The organism is Nostoc sp., assembly GCF_036916735.1.
Classification (GTDB): Bacteria; Cyanobacteriota; Cyanobacteriia; order Cyanobacteriales; family Nostocaceae; genus Nostoc.
Genome location: NZ_JBALFV010000035.1, coordinates 1 through 25,686 on the forward strand (window position 1 = coordinate 1; position 25,686 = coordinate 25,686).

The 25,686-nt window shown below is 41.5% G+C and carries 25 protein-coding genes and 1 pseudogene; 17 read left to right on the plus strand and 9 right to left on the minus strand.

The genetic code is table 11. The features are described 5' to 3' along the window. Positions 1 to 243, minus strand: a 243-nt coding sequence (locus V7L20_RS08660) for a hypothetical protein (RefSeq protein WP_334743679.1), incomplete at its 3' end; no start/stop codon positions are given. Positions 244 to 679: 436 nt separating this feature from the next. Between V7L20_RS08660 and V7L20_RS08665 the strand changes: the two genes are divergently transcribed. Beyond that, complete coding sequence (locus V7L20_RS08665; protein WP_334743680.1) at positions 680 to 847, plus strand: CopG family transcriptional regulator; 168 nt, start codon at positions 680 to 682, stop codon at positions 845 to 847. Positions 848 to 1,510: 663 nt separating this feature from the next. On the opposite strand, the pseudogene rpsU reads toward V7L20_RS08665, so the two are convergent. After that, positions 1,511 to 1,696, minus strand: a pseudogene (gene rpsU / locus V7L20_RS08670) (30S ribosomal protein S21); the annotation flags it as partial. Between the two features lie 125 nt (positions 1,697 to 1,821). Then, positions 1,822 to 2,133 carry an RNA recognition motif domain-containing protein gene (locus V7L20_RS08675; protein WP_334743681.1) on the minus strand — a complete coding sequence of 104 codons (312 nt, stop codon included), beginning with the start codon at positions 2,131 to 2,133 and terminating at the stop codon, positions 1,822 to 1,824. Between the two features lie 295 nt (positions 2,134 to 2,428). On the opposite strand from V7L20_RS08675, the gene V7L20_RS08680 reads away from it, so the two are divergent. Further along, on the plus strand, positions 2,429 to 3,823 hold the full coding sequence (locus tag V7L20_RS08680; RefSeq protein WP_334743682.1) for a TldD/PmbA family protein: 1,395 nt from the start codon (positions 2,429 to 2,431) through the stop codon (positions 3,821 to 3,823). Between the two features lie 252 nt (positions 3,824 to 4,075). Next, positions 4,076 to 4,291, plus strand: coding sequence for a hypothetical protein (locus tag V7L20_RS08685; RefSeq protein ID WP_334743683.1), 216 nt, complete (start codon positions 4,076 to 4,078; stop codon positions 4,289 to 4,291). Positions 4,292 to 4,639: 348 nt separating this feature from the next. Here V7L20_RS08685 and V7L20_RS08690 read toward each other — a convergent pair whose 3' ends face one another. Further along, positions 4,640 to 5,530 carry a hypothetical protein gene (locus V7L20_RS08690; RefSeq protein WP_334743684.1) on the minus strand — a complete coding sequence of 297 codons (891 nt, stop codon included), beginning with the start codon at positions 5,528 to 5,530 and terminating at the stop codon, positions 4,640 to 4,642. Between the two features lie 279 nt (positions 5,531 to 5,809). On the opposite strand from V7L20_RS08690, the gene V7L20_RS08695 reads away from it, so the two are divergent. Beyond that, complete coding sequence (locus V7L20_RS08695; RefSeq protein WP_334743685.1) at positions 5,810 to 6,340, plus strand: pentapeptide repeat-containing protein; 531 nt, start codon at positions 5,810 to 5,812, stop codon at positions 6,338 to 6,340. 553 nt (positions 6,341 to 6,893) lie between these two features. Then, the gene (locus V7L20_RS08700; protein WP_442943518.1) at positions 6,894 to 7,655 is read left to right on the plus strand and encodes a hypothetical protein; all 762 of its coding nucleotides are present in this window, start codon (positions 6,894 to 6,896) and stop codon (positions 7,653 to 7,655) included. A gap of 45 nt (positions 7,656 to 7,700) precedes the next feature. On the opposite strand, the gene V7L20_RS08705 is transcribed toward V7L20_RS08700, so the two are convergent. Continuing rightward, positions 7,701 to 9,824 carry a tetratricopeptide repeat protein gene (locus V7L20_RS08705; RefSeq protein WP_334743687.1) on the minus strand — a complete coding sequence of 708 codons (2,124 nt, stop codon included), beginning with the start codon at positions 9,822 to 9,824 and terminating at the stop codon, positions 7,701 to 7,703. A gap of 436 nt (positions 9,825 to 10,260) precedes the next feature. Between V7L20_RS08705 and V7L20_RS08710 the strand changes: the two genes are divergently transcribed. After that, complete coding sequence (locus tag V7L20_RS08710) at positions 10,261 to 10,521, plus strand: hypothetical protein (RefSeq protein WP_322646093.1); 261 nt, start codon at positions 10,261 to 10,263, stop codon at positions 10,519 to 10,521. Positions 10,522 to 10,702: 181 nt separating this feature from the next. On the opposite strand, the gene V7L20_RS08715 is transcribed toward V7L20_RS08710, so the two are convergent. The 3 genes from V7L20_RS08715 to V7L20_RS08725 form a co-directional block, all read right to left on the minus strand. Continuing rightward, entirely contained in the window at positions 10,703 to 10,993 is a 291-nt protein-coding gene (locus V7L20_RS08715; protein ID WP_334743688.1) for a hypothetical protein, read from the minus strand. 270 nt (positions 10,994 to 11,263) lie between these two features. Beyond that, positions 11,264 to 11,470, minus strand: coding sequence for a DUF262 domain-containing protein (locus V7L20_RS08720; protein WP_334743689.1), 207 nt, complete (start codon positions 11,468 to 11,470; stop codon positions 11,264 to 11,266). Positions 11,471 to 11,578: 108 nt separating this feature from the next. Further along, positions 11,579 to 12,562, minus strand: coding sequence for a 1-aminocyclopropane-1-carboxylate deaminase/D-cysteine desulfhydrase (locus V7L20_RS08725; protein ID WP_334743690.1), 984 nt, complete (start codon positions 12,560 to 12,562; stop codon positions 11,579 to 11,581). 209 nt (positions 12,563 to 12,771) lie between these two features. On the opposite strand from V7L20_RS08725, the gene V7L20_RS08730 reads away from it, so the two are divergent. The 6 genes from V7L20_RS08730 (at position 12,772) to V7L20_RS08755 (ending at position 20,015) form a co-directional block, all read left to right on the plus strand. Beyond that, positions 12,772 to 14,502 (plus strand): diflavin flavoprotein, encoded by a 1,731-nt coding sequence (locus V7L20_RS08730; protein ID WP_334743691.1) that lies wholly within the window; start codon positions 12,772 to 12,774, stop codon positions 14,500 to 14,502. Positions 14,503 to 14,639: 137 nt separating this feature from the next. Further along, positions 14,640 to 15,152: a phosphate-starvation-inducible PsiE family protein gene (locus V7L20_RS08735; protein WP_334743692.1), complete on the plus strand. Its 513-nt coding sequence runs from the start codon at positions 14,640 to 14,642 to the stop codon at positions 15,150 to 15,152. 233 nt (positions 15,153 to 15,385) lie between these two features. Further along, a complete protein-coding gene (locus V7L20_RS08740) occupies positions 15,386 to 17,122 on the plus strand; it encodes a diflavin flavoprotein (protein WP_334743693.1) in 1,737 nt (578 codons plus the stop codon). Between the two features lie 223 nt (positions 17,123 to 17,345). Then, complete coding sequence (locus tag V7L20_RS08745; RefSeq protein ID WP_334743694.1) at positions 17,346 to 17,714, plus strand: hypothetical protein; 369 nt, start codon at positions 17,346 to 17,348, stop codon at positions 17,712 to 17,714. A gap of 483 nt (positions 17,715 to 18,197) precedes the next feature. Further along, positions 18,198 to 19,202, plus strand: coding sequence for an ABC transporter ATP-binding protein (locus V7L20_RS08750; protein WP_334743695.1), 1,005 nt, complete (start codon positions 18,198 to 18,200; stop codon positions 19,200 to 19,202). Further along, complete coding sequence (locus tag V7L20_RS08755; RefSeq protein ID WP_334743696.1) at positions 19,203 to 20,015, plus strand: ABC transporter permease; 813 nt, start codon at positions 19,203 to 19,205, stop codon at positions 20,013 to 20,015. It abuts the gene before it with no gap. Positions 20,016 to 20,036: 21 nt separating this feature from the next. Here V7L20_RS08755 and V7L20_RS08760 read toward each other — a convergent pair whose 3' ends face one another. Further along, positions 20,037 to 20,411, minus strand: a complete 375-nt coding sequence (locus tag V7L20_RS08760) for a four helix bundle protein (protein WP_334743697.1) — start codon at positions 20,409 to 20,411, stop codon at positions 20,037 to 20,039. Positions 20,412 to 20,549: 138 nt separating this feature from the next. On the opposite strand from V7L20_RS08760, the gene V7L20_RS08765 reads away from it, so the two are divergent. From V7L20_RS08765 to V7L20_RS08785, 5 genes are all read left to right on the plus strand, one after another. Then, on the plus strand, positions 20,550 to 22,289 hold the full coding sequence (locus V7L20_RS08765) for a GldG family protein (RefSeq protein ID WP_334743698.1): 1,740 nt from the start codon (positions 20,550 to 20,552) through the stop codon (positions 22,287 to 22,289). A gap of 112 nt (positions 22,290 to 22,401) precedes the next feature. Beyond that, positions 22,402 to 23,028 (plus strand): DUF4340 domain-containing protein, encoded by a 627-nt coding sequence (locus tag V7L20_RS08770; protein WP_334743699.1) that lies wholly within the window; start codon positions 22,402 to 22,404, stop codon positions 23,026 to 23,028. Positions 23,029 to 23,053: 25 nt separating this feature from the next. Next, positions 23,054 to 23,908 carry a formyltetrahydrofolate deformylase gene (purU, locus tag V7L20_RS08775; protein WP_334743700.1) on the plus strand — a complete coding sequence of 285 codons (855 nt, stop codon included), beginning with the start codon at positions 23,054 to 23,056 and terminating at the stop codon, positions 23,906 to 23,908. Between the two features lie 109 nt (positions 23,909 to 24,017). Next, a complete protein-coding gene (locus V7L20_RS08780) occupies positions 24,018 to 25,370 on the plus strand; it encodes a hypothetical protein (RefSeq protein ID WP_334743701.1) in 1,353 nt (450 codons plus the stop codon). Positions 25,371 to 25,439: 69 nt separating this feature from the next. Beyond that, positions 25,440 to 25,670 carry a hypothetical protein gene (locus V7L20_RS08785; protein WP_334743702.1) on the plus strand — a complete coding sequence of 77 codons (231 nt, stop codon included), beginning with the start codon at positions 25,440 to 25,442 and terminating at the stop codon, positions 25,668 to 25,670. Positions 25,671 to 25,686 lie beyond the last annotated feature (16 nt).

Consider the following 25,686-nt stretch of genomic DNA (forward strand, 5'->3'; position numbering starts at 1 on the left):
TAGGGGTTGCCCTACGCAAAAATAGCTCGATGCCAGGTTTATTTTTCTAACTAAAGCTTTCTCAAATGACTTTGAGAAAGCTTTTGTTTTTGCTGTAATATAGCTGCTAAAACAACAGAGGAACTTATTTGAAAAGCTAATCTTATCGGCGTTACAGAAATTTGGCTTAACTACGGCATAATTTATTTTCTGGAAGTCCCTTAAAACAAAAGCTTTTAAAGCTTTTGTAGCACAGTTGTCCACCTTAACTGCAAAGGTGATTATCTATCTTGATTGGCACATGGCTTGGTGACAAACGTTTACAAACAGCCAACTTAGGGAACCAGAAACAAAAACTACAGATGCTGTGGTGGATAAAAAGCAAGCAGGTTAAAAAGTAGCAAGAAATTGGAAAACGCCTGGCGAAATTCTTTAAAACATGATAACAGTTAGTAAGAATACTTATGGTCTTTACTTGATTTAATATTACTTCTCTCCTCTAAGCATAATTATTTACTTAACAATTAGCTAAACTTTATACTTTAGAATATATCCTACCTCTTTACTATTGCTTAGAAAAATATAATATGTTGCTTCATGATTACTTAAATTAAATGTCATTAGTTATACCATTGTAGTAGCAGCTTAAAAGATTGATATTAGAGAAGTAGTTTAAAAATATAGTTTGTCTGTCTACTACATGAATAAAAAATGGGCTGCTAAACGACTTACAATCAATCTCACATTAAGTGAGGCACAAAAGCTTGAACAATACTGTTCAATGACGGGAAGACCAGCAACCGATGTGATTCGGGAGCTAATTCGCTCTCTTTCTACTCAAGAGGAAAAAGTGTCCCAAACCTACTAAATCATACTCAACAAATCGCTGTTGGGAGTGGATGTATGCTCAATCTCCATCTCAGCAGACCGACAAGTTGGGGTTGTCTATGCTACTTCTTACCCTTCTCCGTCAGGAGAAGGGTTAAAATTTGAGTATTACTGGGAGCATCCCAAATGTGTAAAAACATATTTTGTCATTGCGAGCGTAATGAAATGAAGCGTTCGGGCGTTGCGTCTTTTAGAGTTGCAATTGCAGCATCTAGACTTTGCGATTGCTACCCTTCGGGAAGGCTCCGCTTACATTCCGCTTCGCTCCATTCGCAATGACTACCTGCTAACTTGGTAAATTTACAAAATTGGGATGCTCCCGTATTACTCGCCCAAAATCCTAGCTCAACTTTCCAAGACCAACCTTCAAAAGTCTTATAGACTACTAAAAAAATGCCAAAAATAAATTTTTTAGCCAAATCTTAGTAAAGTCAGTATAGCGATCACCATCTTGGAAGTAACAATCAAAAGTTTTTTACAGTTGGGGACACACCGTTATTTAAATGCCCATCGTATAATTAGTAATGCCTTTGCTAAAACCTACTTCTTAGATTTACATGCAGGAGTACAGTGATCGCCTCTTCGACAGCTAGAATTTAATGAGAGAATGCGTTAGTGTACTTACCGTAGGTATCGCTTGTTTTCAATTGGGACGGAAATTTCTCTTGCATTGTTTGTGCCTTGCAACTTCTTTGCGCTTGTGTTTTTCCAAAAGCGTTTCAAAGTGACGATGCTTTCTCATGTCTGGAAAAATGTCTGCTTTGGAAACTTCTCTTTTGAATCGATGTAAGGCTGACTCAATTCCTTCATTTTTACCTACACAGACTTGGTCATTTTCATCTTCTACTTAATTGGTACTGGCCAATTTTAAGCTATCCAGTAGACTAAAGCGCAAAAAGGGCAGATTCATTATCTGCCCTTAAGACGTTAAAACTTAATTTCTAATTTTAAAGCTTAGTAGCGTCCTCGGTTGTATCCACCGCCGCCGCGACGATCGCCACCACCAAAAGAACCACCTCTATCTTCTTTGGGTTTAGCCTTGTTCACTTTCAAGTCGCGTCCCATCCACTCAGCACCATCAAGAGCTTCAATGGCAGCTGTTTCTTCAGCTTCTGTACCCATCTCTACGAAAGCAAAACCCCGTGGACGTCCTGTTTCGCGGTCGGTAGGCAACTGAACCCGTTTTACAGAACCATGTTCAGCAAAAACAGATGTGAGGTCGTCTTGTGTAACCTCGTAGGATAGATTACCTACATAAATTGACATACATTATCTCCAAAATCATAGGTGTGTAGAGATTTAGATTTCGGAGACAAGCTTGTTAAGACCAAAAGGGAAAAGCCTGTCAATACTAAAAACAAACGCTGTTACCGAATTTTATTCTCACTTAATTACCTTAGCACATCATTGAGTTCTTACCCAGCGTAATTAAAGATTGGGGATTAGAGAAAATTTATTTATTACCCAGTCCCAAGTACCCAGTCACCTCATAACATTGAGTAGCAGATATTCCCCAATTAATTGCAAAATAAATGCAGTTCGTCATTGTTACTAATTGGAAATGCCGACCACACTTGCTGACGCACAAAATTTACTTTCTGACTTAATCGCCCGCTACTCTGAGCGTGTAGATTATCTGATGATTCGCCTTGAAGAAGCAGAAGGGACTGATATCTTGTTGCGTGGCGACAAGGTAGAAACCCTAAGCGTTGGCATCTCCATTGGTGGACATATTCGCGCTTGTTATAAAGGTGGATGGGGTTTGAGCTGCTTTAACCAATTGGCGACAATTCAAGATCGGATAGAAGAAGCGATCGCTGCGGCGCGGATGGTTGGTGATGAAGAAACTTTACTTGCACCTATTGACCCGGTGCAAGCTGTATGCGTTCTACCCTTAAAAGGTACTGATCCCCGACAAATTCCACTCTCGAAGAAAAAACAATTGTGCGATCACTATACTGAATTGCTCAAAAGCGTTGATCGCCGGATTACCACTACCTCAGTGCGTTACGGTGACAGTGCCCAAAAAGTGATTATAGCTACCTCAGAAGGCACTTTGATTGAGCAATCTTGGGTGGATATGGAAATGCGCTTTGCAGCTACCGCCAGAAATGGCGAAACCGTACAAACTGGACGAGAAACTACTGGTTCTCGCAAAGCGTATGAAGATTTAACTGATTTGGATGAACAGGTAAAAAGTGCAGCTCAAAGAGCGATCGCAGCTTTATCTCTGCCATCGGTAAAAGGCAATACTTATACCGTAGTCATTGACCCAATTCTCACGGGTTTGTTTGTCCACGAAGCTTTTGGACATCTTTCTGAGGCTGATATGGCTTACGAAAACCCCGATCTGCTGGAAGTCATGACCATTGGACGGCGGTTTGGTCCAGAAGAACTGCAAATTTTTGATGGTGCTGCCCCAGAGGGACATCGCGGTAGCTATTTTTACGATGATGAAGGCACACCTGCTACTACTACTCAACTAATTAAAGATGGAGTTTTAGTTGGACGCTTACATTCTCGTGAAACTGCTGGCAAATTAGAGGAAGCGCCTACGGGTAACGCCCGATGTCTCAACTATTACTTTACTCCCATTGTGCGGATGACAAATACCTGGATTGAACGGGGTAAAACACCAGTTAAAGACTTATTCACTGATATTAAAGAAGGAGTGTATGCTCGCAATTGGTTGGGTGGAATGACGAATGGGGAAATGTTCACCTTCAGTGCTGGAGAAGCGTGGATGATTAGGAACGGCAAAATTGCTGAACCAGTGCGGGATGTAACGCTTTCGGGAAATGTATTCCAAACTCTAGCGGATATTGAGGCAATTGGTGATGATTTTTACTGGGATGAATCCGGTGGTTGCGGTAAGGGAGGGCAAAATGGTTTGTCAGTGGGTTGTGGTGGCCCTAGTTTGCGAATTCGAGATGTAGTGGTTGGTGGAGAAACGTAAACCCCACCTAACCCGCATTTCTCACAAACTTGAAGTGCAGAGGTGCAGAGGTGCAAAGGGGAAAGAATTTGTACAATAACTCTCCCCTACCCCCCTGCTCAAGCGCAGGCTTTGAGAGATGTGGTGAGAAATCCAGGCCAACCGTTGTAGCATTAAGTCTGTATTAGACAAGTTTGTATTAAGTACTTCAGTGCTTAAAAAATAAGGATTAAAGTGCTCACTACAGCTTTGCATAAAATTGTAGCGTTTTTAATGCAAAGGGACGCATTGGCATTGTCAGTCGATGCATTAGTATTGTCAGTCAATGCATTGGTATTGTTAATCGATGCATTAGTATTGTCAGTCGATGCATTGGTATTGTTAATCGATGCATTGGCATTGCCAAATTTAATTCGTTACGAATTAATAAAATTTAATAAAATGCTGTACTTAGTATCAACCATCAAAACTAGCTTGACAGACTATTAGTCGAAAGCATCTCAATACTGTTCGGTTAAGCCTAAGAAATAACTCCAATGTACGTTGGATTGAGGAACGAAACCCAATATTTTCAAAGATTTGTTGGGTAACACTAAAGTTCAACCCAACCTACAAATTTTCAAAACCTACGCAGTATTGGGGAGCATCCTGTTTTGGCGAATTGCCCTTAGACTATAAGTCTGTGGCTACACAAACGAAGTCCGCCTTTGCGGACTCCTTGAAACCCGCGAAGGCAGGTTTGGTTAATTTGTATAGCTGCCATTTATAATCGCCAGGTATTTCTTTCAAAACTGGATGCTTCTTTATTAGTTTCAGGGGAGAATGGCTCAATTCAAATTAATTTGCTAGCCAGAAAGCGACGTTACGCACATAGGTTTTAATATCTTCTAAGGCGCGTGGCTCTTTTTTCATGCCATCTCCCGGTGGCTCATCAACAAAAGTGGGACAGCGTTTGTTAATATCCCAGTTGTAATCTACTAAATGATGAAAGCTGGAGTTAGCTACTGCTCGTCCTAATATATTTCCCTGTTTATCTTGATGATGCTCGATGGCTACAACCAGATTAAAGTTACGACCTGTAACTAAACTTTTACCCAAAGCAATTACTCGCGCATTAGCATTGCCTGAAGGCACACCAATACCGCCTTCGTGGGGATGTGCAGGAAAAAATTCGATACTTCCCGAAGGAGAATTGGGATTTTTGAACAGTTCGTGAATGGGTTCAACAATGGTAATTTTTTGATAATCACCGTTAGCTCCAGAATGATAGTTGGGCCAGGAGATATAAGTTGTGTATGAGTCATCTCGGCTCCAACGAGATTCATCGGGATCGGGATTTTTGGTGTTGAAATAGTGGATATCACCAATGTCAATTAAACCAGACATCGAACAACCCATATCTTGATGATCGCGTGTTGTCAAAATACCGCCGCCGCTTTGCCGAAAAGTATTAATTCCAGCGATGTCTTTTTCGCTTAAACCCTTATCCACCTCTAATCCAAATAGCCAAAGTTCATCAAAATCTGATTTGTCGAGACTACTTAAAACTGGGTCACTGCCTACTGCATCTGATTCGTAATCGCGTCCTGTAACTTCAAATAAGGAGTTTCCTGCTTCGTCTCTAATCGATGCTAAGTAATCTTGTAACATCGAGAAACGAAAAATGCTCCAGTCATCTTCAGTTGTCGGAATCGTAGTCTGCAAAAGAATACGAATTGGTTTTGCCATAACCTTTGCCAGATGAACATCACAATTGAGTATAGCGATCGCTTTGCACTAATGTTTAAGTTTTTAAATTCCTCAACATCCCTCCCAAGTATGAAAGTAACTCACAACTCTAGGTAGTAGCGCCAGTAGTTGAGGATGGCTAATGTAGAGAAAAGTGATTTGATATTCACTTCGGTTTGATTCACTACACCAATCCTCTGTGGCGCGTGCTGAGGATTTACTGCCTATCTGAGTAAGCTGGATAGCTTTGATTAAACGTTCCTTAACACAGCGACAGATATGAAAGCAGATCAACTCCTGAAAAACTATGCCGCAGGTGTCAGAGACTTTACTGGTGTCAACTTGAGCGAGGCAAACTTAAGGGAAGCTAATCTCAATGGCATAATTTTAGATAAAGCAATTTTAGATGGAGCTAATCTGAGTCACGCTAATTTAGCCCAAGCTAGTTTGATTGAGGCAGACTTAAATGGAGCAGATTTGAGCAATGCTGACCTCAGTGGTAGCAACTTAAGCGGAGCTATCTTGGATGGAGCTATCTTGGATAGAGCTATCTTGGATGGAGCTAATTTGAGTCAGGCTGATTTGACAGTTGCTAAACTGATTGAAACTAACTTGAGTGAAGCAGATTTGCAGGAAGCTAATTTGATAGCGGCGAATTTAGATGGAGCCGATTTAAGTGGTGCAGACTTAACTGTAGCCGACTTATCCCAAGCAAATCTCACTCAAGCAGATTTGAACCAGACAAATTTAAGCGGAGCAAATTTGGATGGAGCCAATATAGAAGGAACAGTCCTGGATGAGAATATATGAACCCAATTCGCAATTCGCAATAACGCTTGGACCTCGCTCTAAGCGTACCACTTCGTGGAAGCAAGCTAGCAAGAGCATCTAGTTCGCGCAGCGTCTTTGATAGGAGAAGAGAAGGCTTTACGCTGCGCTGATGCAATGGGCTTCTGTCCTATACACTAAAAGTGAACGCCCCGCTACGTTCGCTTTTAGCGAACTCCAAAAAATAAATTATCTAATTTTTGGACTTTACTACGACTTTTCCTCCTCCTAGCCCCCTTGTACTGAGCGACTTGTCTTGAGCAAAGTCGAAAGGAGTCGAAGTATGCCTCCTGCCTCTAAAACGATGGGATAATTTTTTAATTGGAAGTCCCTCAGTCATTAGTTGCCATTAGGCAAATATCTAGGATTAAATCAGTCTATGTGGGGTTGCATTATAGAAGTTGACAAGTAGAATAGGAAACACTGCTTATCGGCTTAGTACTTCTGGAAAAAAAACCATGTAGTTAAAAGCACGTTAGGCTAATATGCAATGGGTGAAAAATCTTACATCCTATTGCTTAAAGCTAATAGCCCCATGTTAACAACACTTCCAGACACCTCTGCCAACTTGGCGATCGCCTTATTAATTAACTATAGTTTCGATCTCAGTGGCTATACTGCCAATGAGCTAGTTGAGCGTTGGCAAACGCAATACCCGCTTAATTGGCTACACCTGGCAGTGATTGAAGCACTATATCAAGGTCGTTATAAAGCTGTTTCCGTCCAGCAAATTTTAGTATTTTGGCAGCGCCGGGATCAGGCTACATATCATTTCAATATGGAATTTGAACGGATGATTTGTAGCAAATTTCCCCAAAGTTTAACCTCATCGCCTGCGCCAGCCCTACCGCCAGCGAAGAAAAACCCCACTGTAGAGAAAGTTACGAATCCTCAATTACCACCGGCTAAGATTCGCAACGGCTATCAACACAGTAATACTGCAACTCTACAACTGAAAAGTTCCGAACAAAAAACATCTGTAGATGAAGAAGCGAAGGAGGAAGCAAAGGACAATAAAACTGTCCTGAAGTCTCCCCTTTCGGGAAAATTTGCTTCTTCAACAAGGCTTCAGTTATCGTCTGCTATCAACCAAAGGCAAACTTCACAAGAAAGTCCACCCCCTTCACCATCACCAATTCCTCATCAACGACAGCCAAAACTGCTCCCACCTGCCCCCATTCATGCCCCTATCGGGCAATTTACTCCAGAAAAAAGCGATCGCTCTGAGTCTTTTACATCTAAACTCAAAGCGATGTCTGGGGAACAGAATCCGCCAATTGGGGGGAGTGGGGAGTAGGGGAAGTAGGCGTGGAATAAGTAATGCCCAATGCCTTTTAAATCGTTACTGTGTAACTAACTGCTTAAAGCGCTCATCATCGGTAATATCATCAAAATCTAGATCAGTTATTGCGTCTTCTTTATACCTGGGATTAAGTTCAATTGCTTGTTGTAAAGTTAACAGAGATAGTTCAACTTGTCTTTGCAGTGCGTAACAGGCTGCTTTGTTATAATAAGCACTGGCATAATCTGAGTTAATTTCTAAGGCTTTGTTAAAACTAGCGATCGCTTCATCATCGCGTCCCAATCTTACCAAGGTATAACCGCGTTTATCCCAGATTTTGGGGGAATTGGGTTGGAATTCGAGAGCTTTTTCAAAGGACGCTATTGCCTCTTCGTATTGTTCTAATGCTACTAGGGAAAGACCGTGATTCAACCAAGCAACTGCATCATCAGGCTTGATTTGTGTAGCTTTATCAAATGAGTCAAAGGCTTGCTGATGCTGTTGTAAGTTACCAAAAGCAACGCCGCGATCGCACCAAGCTTGATGATAATCTGGTTGAATCGCAATAGCTCTATTATATGATGCGATCGCATCTTTGTAGCGTTTCAACCTTCCTAAAGTTAGACCTCGTTTTAACCAAGTCACTGGCTCATTAGCTTGGATTTTAACCGCTTGGTTGTAAGCTGCGATCGCATCTTCATAGCGCCTTTGGGAAAATAGCTCATCTCCCTGTTTTACATACTCATCAGCAGCGAATTCTGGTTTTTGTGGCTGTTCCTGTATTTCCTCCTCAACTTCAGAATTTACAATCTCTGGCATGGATGCAGGTGTCATCTCAACGTCAACTTCAGAATTTACCACCTCTAGGATAGATTCAGGTGTAATTTCAGTTAGTTCTTGAAGAATGAGATCCTTTCTTTCTTGGGCATCCAATTGTAACTCAGAAAGTTGAGAGACAAACTCAGTTTCTAATCTTTCTAACTTCTCCAAAATGAGAATCTTTTGTTGTTGAGCATTCCATTGTAAATCTGAGAATTGCGAAGTAAACTCAGAACCAGATTTTTCTAAATTTTCAATAATTAACTCTTTACGCTTTTGAGCATCTACTTGTAATTCAGATAATTTCTCAGCAAACTCTGACTGCAATGCTGCTAAACTCTCAACAATTTTATTTTTTTGCTCCTGAGCATCTATTTGTAATTCAGATAATTGAAATTTCAATTTTTTATCTAATATTCCTAAATTGTCAAGTGTGATATCTTTTTGTTTTTGAGCATCTACCTGTAATTTTGATAATTGAATAGCAAATTGCGACTGCAATTCTGTTAAACTTTCAATAGCTATATCCTTTTGCTTTTGAGCATCAGACTGCCATCCATAAAGTTGAGATGTGAACTTAGAGCTTGATGCTTCTAAATCAGTAAGGGCTAGTTTTTGCTGTTGTTGCACACCTAACTTGAAATTAGACACTTCCTCTGCCATGACAGATGCTAATTTTGCGAGATTATCCAGTACTACATCTCTTTGTTGTTGACCATCCAACTCTAACCTAGATAACCCAGAAGCAAATTCTGACTCTACAATTTGTATATTTTCTTGAGATTTTTTCAGTTCAGTTTCTAATCTACTTAATACCTGTGCTTTAGCTAAATCTAGTTCAGATGTAAGGTTAAATAAATATTTTTTTTGTTCATTTTTAATCTGTTGTTGTAAACTAGCCGTTTCCTCTTCTAATTCATAATTTATTTTTTTAGCTTCTTGAATAAGATTTTCAGCCTCTTGTTTAACGGTGGCTAGTTGATTTTGTAATTTTTCTATTCCTTGTAATTGTTGCATCGCTCTATCAACAATTTCCCGGATTACCACCCGTCGCAGGAGCCAAAATAAAGCAATGATTGCGACTGGAAATAGACTTAATATAACTAGCCAGACATTGAGTAAGATAGTTGTCCGGCTAAAAGCGCTGTTAAAATCAGATTGGACTTGCTGTTGAATTCGCTTTTGTGCTCTTAGCCGCATTAATTCTTCTCGTTCCTGATTTGATAACATCAAAACAGGAGTTACTGCTGGAGAAGGTGATGGTGGAGATTGTCCACTGGCAATTCCAGGGGACAGGAGTAACGGTAAAAAGACAATAGTGCTTTTTACAATTAAAGCGAAAACAGCTTGATTTTTGCTCTTCATAACAACCATCTCAGTCTGTTGGTCAGTCTTTGAAGCGGCGTGCCTCTCTCCAATCTATAACAGAATTAAGTAGTAAAATGTTGTAAAGGCAGTGGGAAATGCTGAAGAATTTTTAACTAATCTGTTCCGTCGACCCTGACTGTGCGTACAACTTCAGTAGTGGAGTGCAGTCAAGTTTTTAACATTTTTTTGAATATATTATTATAACATTACTAGGTGAAAACCAAGCAGCACAAATAATAATTTTTCGACCTGTAAAACATAGATTCCAGGAGAATCGGCGCTTTATGAAGACATTGATCAAACTAAGTTAGGACTTTGTTTCTACAAATAGCAGTATGTCAAGTGTCAGATATGCGTACTTCGCACTAACATTAGATTATCTAGGGTAAGTAGATTACTTATCCTACAATTAACTTAACAAAGGCGGTAGAAAATGGGTCGGATAAATCCTTATACACTACAATTGCAGATTACCCGAATGTTTGAGCAAGGGCAATCATTTTTTGCCACAACCAAAGTACAGGAATGGTTGAAAGAACACAAACACAATCCAGAAGATTATGACATTCTTTTCCATAAAAAACCTGCGCCTCCTGGTTCCAAAGAAGTGATGGTGGTGGAAATTGAATTACGCCGCAAAGATGGGCAACCTGTAGATCCTTGGTTGCAGGAACAAGCAAATCTCCATGCTTGATTTTAAGAACTAGCAATTTTCAATTTAAATTCATATTATCTTAACAAAATTTACCAAAATATAGCGTTCCCAATTGCGGAACGCTCTTTGTTATCAAAGTATGAATATCTCATGTATGTGAGCGAGTGTGTTGGGCAAATTTATTTTATCCAGCAATACCTCTTTTTTGACCAATCGTTTATTAGGAATAGATATTATCCGTGCGATTGGCTATATCAAAAATATTAAATCCAATCCCTTCTAACTTTAGCCTCAAAGCCTCTAATAAAAGATTTACTCTTTTTTCAATAAAAATGCTTAGTGCATTTTCAGGAAGTGCATCGGCTCTTGACCATTCAAGAATAATCGTTGGTATAAGATGAGAGTGTAGGACTGCCTCTAAACCAGGCTCATCATATTCTTTGAGATAATCTAACGGATTTTTATCGCTAATTTTCAAATTAGTTATTTGAGACAAATAGGCAATATTCATCAAGTTGTGAGATTCTATCTGACTAGCAATGGCACTCTGTTTAATAAAGTAAACTGGAAATATGTGGTGTAATTTATATCATCATTTGCATCTGTGAAGTCAACTGTAAAGTCTATATAACGTTGGTTCAAAGTTCTCCTTTTTATCAATTTTTCCTCCATCTATTGACGTTAAAAGAGCAGTCGTTCTTTGTTGCCCATCTAAAATATATTGGTATTCATTAAAGTTAAAATCATCAACAAATTTGATCCCTCCTATTTGTCGATGGCTTTATAATCTTGTGCTGGTTTTCCAAATTAAAATACTTCCTAAAGGGTAAAATTTATAAATACTACCCCAAAGTTTTTTAACATTCTCTTTCTCCCAGACCACATCTCGTTGGGAAGTCGGAATTTGATACCTTTTCGCTAGGAGATTTTCTAAATAGGTAGTAATACCGTGACCATCTGGCTTAATGCGATCAGCGTATGTAAACATTGAATTAACCTTATCTAAGTTTGAGTAAATATCAAGATTGGTGTGTGAATTTAAATTATTCTAGTAAAATTCCATACAAGGTTAACTGATATTTAATTAAGTGGCAACTCAGATTTTAGAAAACCTCTGCAACCTTTCTTCCATACCAACGTTGCCCTGTAAGCCGCCTGTGTGTACCAGCAACAAGCAATCACCTTTACAAAAAAATCCCTGCTTTAGTAAATCTATCACTCCGTAAAACATTTTAGCGGTATATACGTAATCAAGGGGTACGCCATGTTGCTCCCTAAACTGTTGGCTGAACAGTAGCAGATCATCGTTCACCTTTGCATAGCCGCCGAAGTGGTAATCACATACCAATTGCCAGGAAGCCGGAGAGGTATATGGCGAAGGTAAACCAGAGGCGAGGTAATTTGTCAATAAACTTTCGATTTCTTGTGTGAGAAAAGCCCCATTTTTCAATACTGGAAAAGCGATCGCTCTTTGCTTATCATGCAACGAAAGCGCAATACCTGCTAGTGTGGTAGCTGTGCCGCAGGCTACACATATACTATTAAATGTGTAGGCGTAGCCAGCACTTCGGCTGCGCTCAGTGACCACCGTAGGCATTGCATGATCAATTATCTCTGTACAGCCGTGCACACCATTTAAATTATTCCCACCTTCGGGAATGATAAACACCTCACCGAAACGTTGTCGTAGATATTCCTGTAGTGCTGGTGTGTTGCGCTGTCGATACATTTCACGGTTCAGGTACACAAGGTGCATACCCTGTTGTACAGCAAAATTCAGCGTCGGGTTTAATGGTAGCCTTTCCTCCCCACGAATTAAACCAATAGTGCGAAAACCGAAAAGATTACCAGCCGCCGCAGTTGCATAGATGTGATTGGAATAAGCGCCGCCAAAGGTTAGCAGCGTCGTGAATTTTTTTTCCTTAGCTTCCAAAAGATTGTATTTCAGCTTAAACCACTTGTTACCGTTAACCCACGGATGCATGAGATCGAGGCGCAGCACATACAACTCAACACCAGCTTGACGGGCGATTTCGCTGTTAATTTGTTCTAAAGGGGGAAGAAAAAAGGTTAACGACATGTGTCAACATTCTAACTTAGAATTTACATCCTTATGGGACATAAAAGTAATGATAAACATTGAGTAATTCAATGGTAAGTCAATCAAAATGAAGAATAAATCTTTCTGATGATTAGCTTTAGAAATTGGCATTTTACTAATTGAGTGTTTCAGGTAAATATAAGAAACATAACACTCGCTCCAGATAATATTCTTTTTGGAGAAAAGAAATGGTTGCACTCACACAGCTTACTCAAGTTATTCCTAATCCTGGACGTTTGACGATTCAAACTGTTGAAATTGCTCCTCAAACGACTGCTATACGTTGTCTCGACTGGGATAGAGAACGTTTTGATATCGAGTTTGGTTTACGCAATGGTACAACCTATAATTCTTTTTTAATTCAGGGCGAAAAAGTTGCCTTAATTGATACATCTCACCGCAAGTTTGAGGAATTATATCTTGAGGTAGTGGCGGGATTAGTTGATCCGGCTAAGATAGATTATTTAATTATCAGCCACACGGAACCAGACCACAGTGGCTTAGTGAAAGATATTTTGCAATTAGCTCCCTCGATTACTGTTGTTGGTGCTAAGGTAGCTATTCAATTTCTAGAAAATATGGTTCACCAGCCCTTTAAATCAATGCAGGTGAAAAGTGGAGAGCGCTTGGATTTAGGCAACGGACACGAATTAGAATTTATCTCTGCACCTAACTTACACTGGCCTGACACAATCTTGACTTATGACCATAAAACTTGCACTCTCTACACTTGCGATGTGTTTGGGATGCACTACTGTGATGACCACACTTATGATGAAAATATTAGTTCAATAGAGGAAGATTTTCACTATTACTATGATTGTCTCATGGGTCCCAATGCCCGGTCTGTCTTAGCAGCTTTAAAACGGATTGAAAAGTTAGAAATAGGAACAGTTGCTACGGGACATGGGCCTTTATTACAACACTATATCTCCGAATGGCTCGGACGCTATCAAAACTGGAGTTTAGAACAAGCAAAAACAGAGACATTAGTGGCTCTATTTTATGTTGAAGATTATGGGCATAGCGAGCATTTAGTTCGTACCATCGCGCATGGATGCGCGAAAACAGGCGTGGCAGTAGAATTAGTAGACCTCAATAGTGCCGAGCCTCAAGAAGTTCGAGAATTAGTTGCACAAGCTTCTGGTTTAGTAATTGCAATGCCACCCCAATCTTCAGTGATGGCTCAAGCTGCTTTAAGCACTATTTTAGCTGCTGTTCACAAGAAGCAGGCAATTGGTTTATTAGAGTCGGGAGGTGGAGAAGATGAACCTGTTTATCCTTTACGTAATAAGTTTCAAGAACTGGGATTAACTGAAGCTTTTCCTCCTATTTTAGTTAAGGAAATTCCTACCCAAGCAACAGAACAACTTTGTGATGAAGCGGGGACAGATATGGGTCAATGGCTGACCCGCGATCGCACCATTAAACAAATCAAATCCATCAATACCGAGCTAGAAAAAGCTTTAGGGCGGATTAGCACAGGATTGTATATTATCACCGCCAAAAAAGGAGAAATTCAGAGTGCAATGTTTGCTTCTTGGGTAACGCAAGCGAGTCTTGAGCCTTTAGGAGTAGCGATCGCAGTCTCCAAAGATCGGGCAATTGAATCCTTGATGCACGTTGGCGATCGCTTTGTTTTAAACGTTTTAGAAGAAGGCAAATATCAAGGATTAATGAAACATTTTCTCAAGCGTTTTGCTCCTGGTGCAGATCGCTTTACTGGAGTGAAAACATATCCAGCAAAAAATGAATCGCCAGTTTTAGCTGAAGCTTTAGCTTACATGGAATGTGAAATTACTAGTCGCATGGATTGTGGAGATCATTGGGTAATTTATAGCACAGTCCAAACTGGAAGAGTTGCCAACTTACATGCACTTACCGCCGCTCATCACCGCAAAATTGGCAATCATTACTAAATAGTCATTTGTCATTTGTCATTGGTCATTCTCCTTGTCCGCTTGCTCCCCAACAGACGCGATGAATCGCGTCTCTACCCACTCTTGTACAGACGTGATTCATCGCGTCTTTGATTCATCACATCTTCCAAAAAACTATGTATAAATCTGCTGAAAATACCTCGATTACCATGTACGAGCTCAATCGTGGGCGCGTTGTGCGAACCTTGGAATTTATCCAAGACGTAATTGTAATTTCTTTGTGTATCGGTTTATTTAGTTTCATGGTACTTCAGGTGAGAGATATGTTTCTCTCCTTACTTCCACCTCTAGATTTTCATGCTGTTACTGCCGATATTCTCTTTTTACTTATCTTAGTTGAGCTATTTCGACTGCTGATTATTTATTTACAGGAACATCGAGTATCTATTGGAGTAGCTGTTGAAGTTTCCATCGTTTCCGCCTTGCGAGAAGTCATTGTTAAAGGTGTTCTAGAAGCAAGTTGGAGTCAAGTTTTAGCAACTTGTGCCTTTTTATTAGTTTTGGGAATACTACTGTTTCTCCGAGTTTGGCTACCCCCTACTTTTGAAGGTATCGACCCGGAACAAGAAATATCTAAACGCTATAGAAACTTAGCCAAGTCTGAATTAACACAAACTAATGGTCATTAAAAATAGAGAGTAGAGAGTGGGGAATAGGGAATAGGGAGAGAGAAGAGAAGAAGAATAACTCATGTCCAATGCCCCATCCTTAGACGCAGCTCAGTATAAGTGCCCAATACTTTGACTCCCTTCCCAATAGGACGCTACGCGTTAAGCGTAGCTATGCCGCAGGCTTTACGACTACGCTCAGGGCAAGTCGCCCAGTACAAGTGCCCAATACCCCATTATTAAGAGAGGTTATTATGTCTGCAAATACTTTAATTACCACCCATCCAAGAGATGTACAAGTTGCTGAAATTGGTAAAAATACTCTGATTTTACGATCACGGACTTGGGACAGATTAAAATTTGAGGTAGAGTATTCCCGCCAACGGGGAACTACAGCGAATTCTTATCTAATTCAAGCTAATAAAAAGGCTTTAATTGACCCTCCTGGTGAATCCTTTACCGAAATTTACCTTGAGCAACTAGCACAACATCTAGATTTTATCTCCCTCGATTACATTGTTCTCAGTCATGTCAACCCGAACCGCAGAGCAACCTTGCAAGTATTGCTCTCTCTGGTTCCTCAAGCCACTCTCATTTGTTCTCGTCCCGCTGCCAATGCTCTAAAAACTGCCTTTCCCGAATTTGAATCACTTATTCAAACGATGCGATCGGGAGATACTCTAGATTTAGGACAAGGACATCATCTATCATTTATCACCGTACCAACTCCCCGTTGGGCAGATGGACTTTGTACCTATGATTCCGCCACAAAAATTCTCTACACAGACAAACTTTTTGGCGCTCATATTTGTGAAGATACCTTGTTTGATGAAGATTGGAAGGGATTGGATGCGGAACGTCGTTACTATTTTGAATGTCTTCATGCGCCCCAAGCTAAACAAGTTGAAGTAGCCTTAGATAAGTTGTCAGCTTTGGGAGCCAGATGTTACGCCCCAGCACACGGCCCGGTTGTGCGTTACAGCCTTAGCCGTTTTACTTATGATTACCGTCAATGGTGTCAAGGGCAAAAATCTCAAGAGTTGAGTGTCGCTTTGCTTTATGCTTCTGCTTATGGAAATACAGCAATTATGGCGAATGCGATCGCTCAAGGTTTAATCCAAAATGGAGTTAATGTAGAATCAATCAACTGTGAACTAGCCGATTCTGCTGAGATTAACCGCATTGTCGAAACTTGCGATGGCTTAATTATCGGCTCACCCACTTTAGGCGGACATGCACCAACTCAAATTCAAACTGCTTTAGGAATAGTCCTCTCTGTGGCGGCTAAAACTAAGTTAGCAGGGGTGTTTGGTTCCTACGGCTGGAGTGGCGAGGCAATAGATTTAATCGAAAGCAAGCTCAAAGATGCTAATTATCAACTAGGGTTTGAAACAATTCGGGTGCGTTTCAGTCCTACTCCTGAGATTCTTCAGCAGTGTCAACAAGCAGGTACTTTCTTTGCCCAAAACTTGAAAAAAACCAAAAAACTGCGGAGTTCCCGCCAGGTTGTGACAGAAACCCATGTAGATCGTACCGAACAAGCGGTGGGGCGAATCATTGGTTCTCTGTGTGTTGTGACAACTCGTGATGAAGAAACTCACAAAGGGGTTTTAACTTCTTGGGTATCGCAGGCAACTTTTAACCCACCAGGAATTATGATTGCGATCGCTAACGAGCAAAATGCAGATTTAATGCATCATCCTGGTGATAAATTTGTGCTGAATATCCTCAAAGAAGGAAGAAATGTGCGACGCTATTTTTCTCGTCATAGCACATTAGGAGATAATCCCTTTGCAAATCTTGACACACAAACTGCTCTTAATGGTTGTTTGATTTTGAATGAGGCATTAGCCTATTTAGAATGTACGGTGCAAAATCAACTTGAATGCGGCGATCGATGGTTAATTTATGCTGTCATCGATCACGGTGAAGTGTTGGAAAATGATGGTGTCACTGCTTTGGAGCATCGGAAATCTGGCAGCTATTATTAACCTAAATTTTCATTCTTGTCTAGAAAGCCTCTTTCTTTGTAAAGCGATGTGTACACACAGGTCTTTTAGAGTTACAATGCCATTGTTTTGACTGACAATGGCATTGTTTCGACTAACAATGGCATTGTTTCGACTGACAATGGCATTGTTTCGACTGACAATGGCATTGTTTTGACCGACAATGCCATGTTCATTTTCCTTATATACTAAACTCGGATTTCGTGTGCGAGAACCGCTTGCAGTCCTAAAAGATACAGCGCTTCAACTTGAAGTTTTAGGCTATGTGGTTCGTAAAGCAACCGCAGCAGATATCGATATCTGCAACCAACTCTGTTTTCAACTTCATGGTCATGTTTGCCAAATCGAATTACTTGATGCAATTGAGCAGCAAACGCTTACAGTAGTTGAACATAATGGTTGCATAACAGGATATATAACTGTACTTAGCTTGGATGGACATACAGTTGCACACAGTAATCAAGACCTCAAAGCATTAGTGAGCGCTGCAACAGCAATTTCCGAATCTCGATTTCTCTTGCCAACACGCAATACTGAGTTATTGCGCTGGTGCTTAGAAGAGGATTACACATAGTTCGACCAATGACATTGATGAGTCTGGGACTGTACAACGAGCCAGTAGGCGCATTTCTACCTTCAATACTTTATTAAATTGCCTGTTGCCGCAACCACTAAACTAAGTCAGCACATTTGTAATAATGGTCAACAAAGTGCAAACGCTACAAGTGCATTAAATTTATATATACAAATAACAATCGCATTCCTGCCTCTGGTGCAAAGTGCGATGCCTACGGCGGGCTGCGCCTACGCATCCCGAAATAGCCTATTTCCGTTTTGAGTTTTAACACCTCATATTTTCGCGTTGCTCCCTCAAATAACATGGTATTCTCACGGAAAGAAGCTCACAAGAAGAATTACATTCCTATTTTCCTAAGATGAGGCTCAATCTTCAGGAACTTTAGCTATTGTCGGCGAATCATTAGTGCCAATCGTCCATACCCAACATCGTGATCTAAGATTATTGGGTATCTTATAAATTGCGATCGCCACTATACCGATGATCGAAATTGAACATCTGAGTAAAATATACGGTTCCACCCCAGCGATTACTGATGTCACTTTTAGCGTCGAACGTGGGGAAATTTTAGGGTTGTTGGGCCCCAATGGCGCTGGTAAAACTACAACCATGCGGATTCTGGCTGGTTATTTACCGGCAACTAATGGAAATGCCCGGATTGCTGGTTATGATGTCCATGAAAATTCCCTAGCTGTACGCCAACGGATTGGTTATTTACCGGAAACACCCCCGTTATATCCAGAGATGACGGTGGAGGGATTTTTGGATTTTGTCGCCCGAATTAAGGGAGTATCAGCAGGCGATCGCCCCAATAAGGTAACAGCTGCTATCGAACGCTGCAATTTAGAAGATAAGCGGCGGGTGATTATTCGCAAACTCTCTAAAGGATACCGCCAACGTGTCGGAATTGCTCAAGCGATCGTCCACGATCCACCAGCAATCATTTTAGATGAACCCACCGTTGGACTCGATCCCCGACAAATAATTGAGGTGCGGAATTTAATTAAAAGCCTCGCTGGGACTCACACAATTATTCTTTCCACACACATTCTGCCAGAAGTGAGCATGACTTGTAGCCGCGTCGCCATCATCAATCGCGGTAAAGTTGTGGCAACTAATACACCAGAAAGCTTAATGACTCAGTTGACAGGTGGCTCAGGGTATGAGTTGGAAATAGAAGGAGAAGCAGCTCTAGCAAAACAGGTATTGCAAAAAGTCGCGGGTGTGAGTTTGGTAGAATCAATTCTGACAACTGGAGGCCATCAACCCCAGACAAATCGCGCTTACCTGCGGGTGATATCGCAACCGGGAAAAGAACCAGGAAAGGATATTGCCACAACACTAGTGCGGACAGGATTCGGTTTACATGAACTGAAGCGAGTTAACGCTACCTTAGAAGACGTGTTCTTGCAACTGACCACAGAAGAAAAAAATTTCGATACTGAGGTAGACTTAGCAGCAGATAACGAAGGAGAAGCAGCGTAAATGGGTGTAGTGCTGAGTAATATTATTGCCATTTATCGCCGAGAGTTACAGAGTTATTTTGTATCGCCTTTGGCTTATGCGATCGCAGGCATATTTTGGTTAATCGCGGGGTTATTCTTCGTGATGATTTTGCTAGGCCCAGATGGCATTTTGGTAGGAGTTGCGGCAATAGATGCACAAGGACAACAACTCGGAGTGCCAGTACCACCGATAGATGTCCCCTATGAATTTATCCGGGCATTTTTAGATCGCATGGGGTGGCTATTATTGTTTATCCTGCCAATTCTCTCGATGGGACTCTATGCCGAAGAACGTAAGCGCGGTACTTTAGAATTATTAGCCACCTCACCAATTACCAATTGGGCGGTAGCTTTAGGTAAGTTATTAGGCGTGCTAACATTTTTTACCACGATGGTTGTACCGATGCTAGTGTTGGAAGCGATCGCCATCAGTGGATCAAATCCACCAATGGCAATCTCAATTCCCTTACTGGGTCATTTTGGATTAATCTTGCTAGCAGCAGCAATTTTATCTTTAGGAATGTTTATTTCTTCATTAACTGACAGTACAATTCTGTCTGCCGTTTTCACATTTGCAGTAATTTTATTATTGTTATTAATTGATTTAATCGCCAAAATCGTCCCTGGACCCTTGGGCGAAGCTTTAGGGTATCTGTCGTTGCTGAAACATTACAACATTTTAATTCAAGGCATTTTTGATACCAGCGCCTTAATTTTATTCGCCAGTTACATTTTTTTTGGCATCTTTCTCACAGCTCAATCAATTGATGCACTGCGATTTCAAAGGCAATAGTCATTTGTCATTGGTCATTGGTCATTTTTCATCTGATACATTTCCAATTGAGTTTAGGTAGGAGTTTAATTTTGGTGCTAGTTTGTTAATGATTGTTATGATTGCATTTATCTGTTCGTTAGTTAAAAGATTACGAGTGTAAGCCCGTCTTAACCAATGTTGAGTTTCATTCAAAGAACTTCTCGCTATTTTGATAAAACGTCTATTTTCTTGAAAACTACCTCTTCCTACACCTTCCGCTATATTGGCGCCGATACTATCTGCCGAACGGACAATTTGTTTACCAATCGTATCTTTTGCAAAAAAGTTCCATCCTTCAACAATTTTCCAAATGTCATCTGCTAATTGTTCTGATAATTGATACACCTGTAATTCTTGAAATCGCTTTGTTGCCATTGATTCAGTTGTCTTGCTAATTTTTATTTAATCAATTGATTTTCGTGCATATATTTCTACTTGTCACTAATTTGTGATACATGACCAACGACCAATGACTAATGACAAATGACCAATGACAAATGACAAATGACAAATATGAAGATAGTTGCAAAAAAGAAACTGTGGAAATATCTGTTTTGGTTAGGTCCATTCCTAATTACTGTCGGCTTAACAGTTGGATTAGTCTCTGAACAGTGGGGACTAATCCCATTAGTATTTCTGATTACAGGAATTGTTATCAGTGGGTTGGGGATAATATGGCAAAGCTACCAGAGTAACTGGTGGAACCGTCGTTCTACCCAAGCTGGGACTAATGCTTTAGTAGCAACTCTGGCAGTGTTAGCAATTTTGGGATTGATTAACTTTTTGGGAACTCGCTATCACCTGCGGGCAGACTTAACAGAGGCTCAATTGTTTACCCTTGCACCCCAGTCACGCGAACTGGTGAAGGTTTTACCACAGCCTGTTAAAGTGTGGGTGTTTGATATTAACCAGAATCCTCAGGACAGAGAACTGCTAGAAAATTATCAACGCCAAAGCTCAAAATTTAAATATGAGTACATCGACCCTCAAACTAGACCAGGACTTGCAGAAAAGTTTGGGGTTAAAGATTACGGGGAAGTTTATTTAGAATCTGGCGATAAACGGCAATTAGTACAAACAATAAATGAAAGTGAGCGATTGTCAGAAATTAGATTAACTAGTCGCCTGCAACAACTAACAAATTCAACCACAGCCAAAGTTTACTTACTCCAAGGTCATGGCGAACGCCAACTTTCGCCTGGTAAAGATGCAATATCACAAGCAGTTCAAGCATTAGGCGACAAAAGTTTCACAACATCACCCTTAAATTTAGGAGAAACTTCTAAAGTTCCTCAAGATGCGGCTGTAGTGATAGTAGCTGGCCCCAAACGAGGGCTGTTTGAGGGTGAAGTCAAAGCCTTGCAAGAGTATCTTAACCACGGTGGTAATTTGCTGCTGATGATCGATCCTAATACCGATCCCAAACTTAACAGCTTGCTACAAGAGTGGGGTGTTCGTCTGGATAATCGTTTAGCAATCGATACCTCTGGTGAAAGTGTAGTGGGACTTGGCCCTGCTGCACCCTTAGTCACAGAATATGGACAACATCCGATTACCAAAGATTTCGGTAACGGCAATTCTTTTTATCCCATTGCCCGACCACTGGAAATTACCTCTGTGCCTGGTGTTCAGGCTACTCCACTGTTACGAACTAAACCCTACCCCAGCAGTTGGGCAGAAAGTGACCTTCAAAGCGAAAAATTGGAGTTTAATCCAGATAAAGATATGAAAGGACCTCTAACCTTGGGCGTTGCCTTAACAAGAAAACAAACAGCTAAATCTGCTTCCACTCCCCAAGCTGCACCCACACCTTCACCTCTACCATTACCAACCACTCAAAGCAAGACTAGCCCCACTCCTTCCCCCTCCGGTAATACTCTGCAAGCTTCACCCCTGCCATCTCCAACCACCCAAGGTAACAAAGCTACCCCCACTCCCACACCTGCGGCTACTGCTTCCCCAACTCCTTCATCTCAAACAGCTACCGAGTCGCGCTTAGTAGTTTTAGGAAATTCCGATTTCGCTACCGATGGCTTGTTTCAACAGCAATTAAATGGAGATGTATTCCTCAACTCAGTTACTTGGCTGAGTCAACAGGATGAGCAACCCCTTTCCATTCGCCCCAAAGAACCGAAAAATCGTCGGATAACCCTGACAACCACACAAGGTAATCTTTTAATATTGTCATCTCTGTTGCTTTTACCCTTAATTGGGTTTGCGATCGCAGTTATTATTTGGTGGAAACGACGGTAAGAAGTAAGTTAGGAGTAGAGACGCGATTAACCCTTGTCTATACAGGAGTGACAAGTAGAGACTGGAGAAGAGTTTTTTCCATGCCCAATGACAAATGACAAATGACTAAAAAATGAAATTGCCGCGAACAACTTTAATTTTGATACTGTTAGCGCTGGGTTTAGGTGGTTTTGTTTACTTCCATGAAATTCGGGGTGCAACTGTGCCAGAAGAAACAAAAGAGCAAAAGCAGAAAATTTTCTCTTTTGGAGAAGATGATGTACAGTCTTTAACAGTCAAGACAAAAAAACTCACCCTGAATCTGGAACGTAACCCTGAATCTTCTAGTAAGCCCAAGTGGTTAATCAAATCTCCCATATCGGGGCCAGCAAATGACGCTATTGTTTCTTATTTAATGGATTTGTTGGTCAAGGGTAATAGCGAGCGTACTTTATCAACTCCAGCAAAACAGCTTGGAGAATTTGCCTTAGATCCACCCCAAGCAACTATTAATATCACCCTGAAAAACCGCCAAAGCCATCAGCTGATTTTGGGTAAATCTAACTTTAATGGTCGTTTTTTGTATGCTCAAGCTGACCCTGCTACAAAACCCGATGGTAATATAAATGTGCTGTTGGTATCTACAGATTTTGCAAATGCCGTGAATCGGGAACTATCAGAGTGGAAACAACCTGTAGATAATAGTCAGAAACTTCCTCCACTCACCATTCCCAATCCGAGTCCGACAAACAGCAAATAATTAATTCCAAATCTGGCGATACTATATGACAAATCCGACAGCAACATTGCTGATTTCCTGTCCTGATCGACGGGGACTAGTGGCAAAATTTGCCAATTTCATCTATTCTAACGGTGGTAATATTATCCATGCAGATCAACACACAGATTTTGCTGCTGGGTTATTCCTTACCCGCATTGAATGGCAATTAGATGGGTTCAATTTACCACGAGAATTTATTGCCCCGGCTTTTAATGCGATCGCACAACCTTTAGGTGCTAAATGGGAAATACGTTTTTCTGATACAGTACCACGCATTGCTATTTGGGTAAGTCGGCAAGACCATTGTCTATTTGATTTAATTTGGCGACAACGCGCTAAAGAATTTGTGGCTGAAATTCCTTTAATTATTAGCAATCATTCTAATTTAAAGGTAGTAGCAGAGCAATTTAATATTGATTTCCAGCATATTCCTATTACTAAAGATAATAAATCAGAACAAGAAGCCCAACAACTAGAATTACTACGTCAGTACAAAATAGATTTAGTTGTCTTGGCGAAATATATGCAGATTGTTAGTGCAAATTTTATTAGTCAATTTCCGCAAATTATTAATATACATCATTCCTTTTTACCAGCTTTTATTGGAGCCAACCCTTATCACCGAGCTTTTGAACGGGGTGTGAAAATTATTGGTGCAACAGCCCATTATGCCACTCCTGATTTAGATGCAGGCCCAATTATTGAACAAGATGTGGTGCGAGTTACCCACCGTGATGAAGTTAATGATTTGATGAGAAAAGGCAAAGATTTGGAGAGAGTTGTATTAGCAAGAGCAGTGCGCTCGCACCTACAAAATCGTGTTTTAGTATATGGTAATAGAACAGTAGTATTTGAGTAAATAATGCTCAAGTCACTGAAAGTCGCAGCTATACAAAAAAATCCACTTATGCAGACTTGAGAAAATAGTTATTTGCTTTTGTAGGATGAGATTAGACGATGAGGAAAATATGAAACTGGTGAATTTGATGAATTGCGCTGCTTGGCTGCTCTTTGCCGCGACCTTTGCAGTTGTCGGTCAGGAAAGCGCTGCCGAGCCGGGATTCGATTTTAAAGGTCGCCTGCTCGTCTCAGTGTCGGATGCAGATATGCTACCTTCGGCGTATATTGACGGCAATCTCGGTGTGGTGGAAGGGGCGGACGCGCTTTCGGTCATTCGCCTGGACAGACCGCCGCGCGAACTGAAAGCGATCGAAATTCCTGTCAGCAATTCGGTCACGGGTCCTCCCTCGGCTCTTGCCGTCACGCCCAACGGCAAATACGCCGTCGTCATCGAAACACTCGGACAGCGCACGGCAGGCAGGTCAGATCAAAAGCTCAAAGACCTTCCTTTAGGGCGCACAATCACAGTCGTTGACTTATCCAACCCCGACCGTCCGCGCGTCAGTCAGCAAATCGAAGGCTTTCGGCAGCCGATAGCGGTGGCGATCAACCACACCGGTACGCTCGTCGCCGTTTCATACAGACCGGGTGGCGATGGCAAAACCACACCGCTCGCCGTTTACCGTTTCCAAAATGGCAAACTGAGTGCGCCGCTCGTGCCGCAGATTCCTGCCTGGACGGCGGGCGATTCGCTATCGCACGTCGAGTTTCACCCGACAGAGAATATTCTCGCGCTGGTCAACGAGACAAAGCCGACTCTCTCATTCGTTCGAGTAAGCGATAATGGAAGCGGCATCACGCTCGCGCCTTGGGGCAATACGATTCAGATAGAATTCAATCCGTTTCAGATGCGTTTTACTCCGAACGGACGCTGCGCCATCATCAACTCGGCTTACACTGGAGCTGCCATCACCGGTCCCGGCTCGTATTTCTTTTCGCCGCGCGGCTCGGTGCAGAGCATTCGGCTCGCGGCGGATACAGCGGCGGACGGTGCGCCTATTCACCGGATGATTGCGCGAGCCAGCACGGGTTTTATCCCTGAAGGCTTAAACATCAGTCCCGACGGACGATGGATCGTGACGACCAATCTTGAAAACAGCACGTTTGCCCCAAACGATCCGCGTCAGGAATTCTTCTCGTCGCTGACGCTGCTGCGGCTCGATTCCGAAAACGGTTTCTTAAACCGCGTCGGCGATTTCGCGTTCGACGGCGTATTGCCAGAAACACCAGTGTTCGACAACTCCAGTCGCTATCTTGCCGTCACTAACTTCACCAATTTCGACCAGCAGCAAAAGGGTGGTTCGATAGATTTTTGGCGGCTCGTTGAAAGCCGCACTGAGCCGCAGCGCGTCGAACTGGTCAAGACAAATTACTCCGTTCCGGTTACGCGCGGGGTGCACACGATGAAGATTGTTCGTTGAAGCCTTAATCTATTACTCAGAAGAAAGCGGTTCTCTCAGCTTGCTCCTGACGATGGTGAATTGATGAAGATGATACACTCACAAGCGATCGCACTTTACGAAAATCTTGTCGAACAGCAGGAAAAAGCTCACAATGAAACCCTGGAACAACGTGAGGCACAAAAGATGTGGATTTACCAAAAACGCCAAGAACTTGAGCAAGTACAGAATGGGCTGGAAGTAATTCTCAGTAAATGCACCAGCGATGCCTTCTCTACGAGACGCTACGCGAACGGCGGGCTTCGCCAACGCAAAAATTAAGCAACTCAATGACCTC

Excerpts from the sequence above, each read along its gene's own strand:
- V7L20_RS08665 (WP_334743680.1), top strand. The coding sequence starts at position 680 with ATGAATAAAAAATGGGCTGCTAAACGACTTACAATCAATCTCACATTA.
- V7L20_RS08760 (WP_334743697.1), bottom strand. The coding sequence starts at position 20,411 with ATGGCAACAAAGCGATTTCAAGAATTACAGGTGTATCAATTATCAGAA.
- V7L20_RS08710 (WP_322646093.1), top strand. The coding sequence starts at position 10,261 with ATGGGTCGGATAAATCCTTATACACTACAATTGCAGATTACCCGAATG.
- V7L20_RS08700 (WP_442943518.1), top strand. The coding sequence starts at position 6,894 with ATGTTAACAACACTTCCAGACACCTCTGCCAACTTGGCGATCGCCTTA.
- purU (WP_334743700.1), top strand. The coding sequence starts at position 23,054 with ATGACAAATCCGACAGCAACATTGCTGATTTCCTGTCCTGATCGACGG.
- V7L20_RS08685 (WP_334743683.1), top strand. The coding sequence starts at position 4,076 with ATGCAAAGGGACGCATTGGCATTGTCAGTCGATGCATTAGTATTGTCA.
- V7L20_RS08750 (WP_334743695.1), top strand. The coding sequence starts at position 18,198 with ATGATCGAAATTGAACATCTGAGTAAAATATACGGTTCCACCCCAGCG.
- V7L20_RS08675 (WP_334743681.1), bottom strand. The coding sequence starts at position 2,133 with ATGTCAATTTATGTAGGTAATCTATCCTACGAGGTTACACAAGACGAC.
- V7L20_RS08770 (WP_334743699.1), top strand. The coding sequence starts at position 22,402 with ATGAAATTGCCGCGAACAACTTTAATTTTGATACTGTTAGCGCTGGGT.
- V7L20_RS08720 (WP_334743689.1), bottom strand. The coding sequence starts at position 11,470 with ATGTTTACATACGCTGATCGCATTAAGCCAGATGGTCACGGTATTACT.
- V7L20_RS08715 (WP_334743688.1), bottom strand. The coding sequence starts at position 10,993 with ATGAATATTGCCTATTTGTCTCAAATAACTAATTTGAAAATTAGCGAT.
- V7L20_RS08735 (WP_334743692.1), top strand. The coding sequence starts at position 14,640 with ATGTATAAATCTGCTGAAAATACCTCGATTACCATGTACGAGCTCAAT.
- V7L20_RS08680 (WP_334743682.1), top strand. The coding sequence starts at position 2,429 with ATGCCGACCACACTTGCTGACGCACAAAATTTACTTTCTGACTTAATC.
- V7L20_RS08755 (WP_334743696.1), top strand. The coding sequence starts at position 19,203 with ATGGGTGTAGTGCTGAGTAATATTATTGCCATTTATCGCCGAGAGTTA.
- V7L20_RS08785 (WP_334743702.1), top strand. The coding sequence starts at position 25,440 with ATGATACACTCACAAGCGATCGCACTTTACGAAAATCTTGTCGAACAG.
- V7L20_RS08725 (WP_334743690.1), bottom strand. The coding sequence starts at position 12,562 with ATGTCGTTAACCTTTTTTCTTCCCCCTTTAGAACAAATTAACAGCGAA.
- V7L20_RS08705 (WP_334743687.1), bottom strand. The coding sequence starts at position 9,824 with ATGAAGAGCAAAAATCAAGCTGTTTTCGCTTTAATTGTAAAAAGCACT.
- V7L20_RS08695 (WP_334743685.1), top strand. The coding sequence starts at position 5,810 with ATGAAAGCAGATCAACTCCTGAAAAACTATGCCGCAGGTGTCAGAGAC.
- V7L20_RS08690 (WP_334743684.1), bottom strand. The coding sequence starts at position 5,530 with ATGGCAAAACCAATTCGTATTCTTTTGCAGACTACGATTCCGACAACT.
- V7L20_RS08765 (WP_334743698.1), top strand. The coding sequence starts at position 20,550 with ATGAAGATAGTTGCAAAAAAGAAACTGTGGAAATATCTGTTTTGGTTA.
- V7L20_RS08740 (WP_334743693.1), top strand. The coding sequence starts at position 15,386 with ATGTCTGCAAATACTTTAATTACCACCCATCCAAGAGATGTACAAGTT.
- V7L20_RS08730 (WP_334743691.1), top strand. The coding sequence starts at position 12,772 with ATGGTTGCACTCACACAGCTTACTCAAGTTATTCCTAATCCTGGACGT.
- V7L20_RS08780 (WP_334743701.1), top strand. The coding sequence starts at position 24,018 with ATGAAACTGGTGAATTTGATGAATTGCGCTGCTTGGCTGCTCTTTGCC.